Raw genomic sequence first — 2166 nt, forward strand, 5'->3', positions numbered from 1 at the left:
AACCCTTACACAGAAAGACATTGCTTCGATTTTGGCCAATTGTTTTCTATCTAGAACGAGCTAATCAATTGAGTCTCTTGCCCTATAAGGATTTAGTCGATTTATGCCCCCTGATCGAATCATACCAAGTAACGAAGAACCCTTTTTCTCCCGTGCGATGATATTGTAATCTTGCTTGATCCAGAAGATAACTAATTTTTTGTTTCAAGACTGCATTACTACTATAACCAAACACATATTTAACTTCACTGCGTTCGCAAACTTTCAAGATTTCAGGCAAGGAGAAGCCCGCATCTCCTCGTCAAATAATTCTCACTTCTGGCATCGCTTTTCTTAACCGCCAAAATAGCCATCTTAGTATCCCCGCTACCCCTTTACCTGGGTGAGAATTTCCCGCTCGAAGTTGTAGAACTAACGGGTAACCGCTCCCAGCTTCATTAATTAATACGGGAAAGTAAATATAGTGTCCATAATAACCATGAAATAAGCTTAGTTGCTGATGCCCATGAGTCAAAGCATCCCAGCCATCTATATCTAGCAATATTTCTTCTGGTTGTTGTGAATAACTTTTGAGGAATTGGTCAACAAAAAAGCGACGCATTCCTTTGATTTCTCTGTTTGTTACCTGATTCTCCCATCGACTCATCGTTGGCTGACTAGCTAATAATTCTTCTCCTAGAAGCGGAACTTTATCGCAAGCAATCTTAAAAATAGGATCATCCCGCAAATAGTTACTGTCGTTGCTATCTTCATAGCCCGATGCTATTTGATAGACTCGTTGACTAATTAACTGATGTAGAGAATGTTGGCTCTTCGTTACTTGTTATGGTTCGATAGGGGGGCATAAATCGACTAAATCCTTATCTGGCAAGAGACTTAATTGATTAGTTCGCTCTAGATAAAAAACAATTGACAAAAAACGCTAAATGCCTTTCTATATAAGGGTTCCATCCCTTATAACCCCCGTCCATTGCATAACACAAACCGAAGAGCCAGAATGTTTTACTTTACCCGGCTCTCGATTATCCTCCAAACAATCTGCTAATCCTTCACAAATTTTCAGTTGTTCTTCTGCTTGTCTAACCAGAAGTACCCCCGCATCTGAACTCAAATCAAGGCGAGAGAACTTGGCTTCTAAAGGTTTTTTGGTAAAGAAGTTTAGCGAAAGTTGAGAAGAAAACTCAGTCATGATCAACGAAAATTTTAACTCTTACTGTCCCTAACATTATAGAGTTTTTTGTCCCCTTTTTTCTGCTTTTTTAACCATTATTTTCTCTCCTGAAAGCCCAGTGACGGAGAGACAAAACAGACTGTTGTTGAGATCAAGTCGCTGTAACTTATATCTGGTAGTGGTTTCAGGGTTTTTTACCCTACTCTCATGAATAATGCAGGCTAAATATAGCAACTTCTATAGTTGTGAGGTACAGAGTCTTAGGTTTTGAGGAGTCAGGAGTCAGGAGTCAGGAGTCAGGAGTTAAGATTTTGGTGTACCTCATGAGATTGGGAAACGCTATAATTAGCAAGTATAAGCATTTGATGTCCCTGTTGCTGATGCACCAGTCACCACATCAACTGCGCGAATTACAGCAGGATTAACTTGATTTCGCCAACAGTTGGCCTGGAAGAAATTAGTTTTTTCCGAAAATTGTCCCTGTGCATCTGCAAGATCTTCCGTCAGATGGAATGGATTCTTTTGATTGACTAGATTCTCAACATAGAACTTGACTCTTCCACCAGGGGTAAAACCTTTACCACTAACCCTTATGGCTCCACCAGTTTGATTCTTTGTAGTAGAAACAACGATTGATGGACTCACTGGTTTATCTAATAATTCCCAACCCTTCCAGGGGGAAACGCCATCCCACCACTTGTGCCAAACACCATCATCCATCCCACGGGCAAAAACATCAAGCCTGTTAGTCCCCCAAGAAACAACTAGAGATCTTGCATAAGTCTAGACAAAATAGGATAAAATATAGCGGTTCTCGCATCTGTGCGGCACACTTAAACCTTTGCTGATTAAGCTGTTCAGGATCGGGAATGTACCTCTTGTGAATCAGAAACGCTATAGTCCAAGAGTTAAGATTGAAAGATGACTTACGAACAAGTAAAAACTTTAAAGCCAACAGAGTTCAAACGCTTGTGTGGCCTGTATCCAGATACATT

At 40.4% G+C, this 2166-nt stretch carries 2 protein-coding genes and 1 pseudogene; all 3 read right to left on the minus strand.

Annotation, left to right across the window (positions count from 1 at the left end; translation table 11 throughout):
• Window positions 1-142: 142 nt before the first annotated feature.
• Window positions 143-814: pseudogene (locus PX481_RS04905) on the minus strand (IS1380 family transposase); the annotation flags it as partial.
• Window positions 815-934: 120 nt separating this feature from the next.
• On the minus strand, window positions 935-1189 hold the full coding sequence (locus tag PX481_RS04910; RefSeq protein WP_502846452.1) for a transposase: 255 nt from the start codon (window positions 1187-1189) through the stop codon (window positions 935-937).
• Window positions 1190-1516: 327 nt separating this feature from the next.
• Complete coding sequence (locus tag PX481_RS04915; protein WP_002758752.1) at window positions 1517-1891, minus strand: hypothetical protein; 375 nt, start codon at window positions 1889-1891, stop codon at window positions 1517-1519.
• Between the last annotated feature and the right edge of the window lie 275 nt (window positions 1892-2166).

The sequence above is a fragment of the Microcystis sp. M53603_WE2 genome (assembly GCF_030065435.1).

Bases quoted from the DNA above. Each gene is read 5' to 3' on its own strand.
- PX481_RS04910 (WP_502846452.1), bottom strand. From the start codon at position 1,189: ATGACTGAGTTTTCTTCTCAACTTTCGCTAAACTTCTTTACCAAAAAA.
- PX481_RS04915 (WP_002758752.1), bottom strand. From the start codon at position 1,891: ATGGATGATGGTGTTTGGCACAAGTGGTGGGATGGCGTTTCCCCCTGG.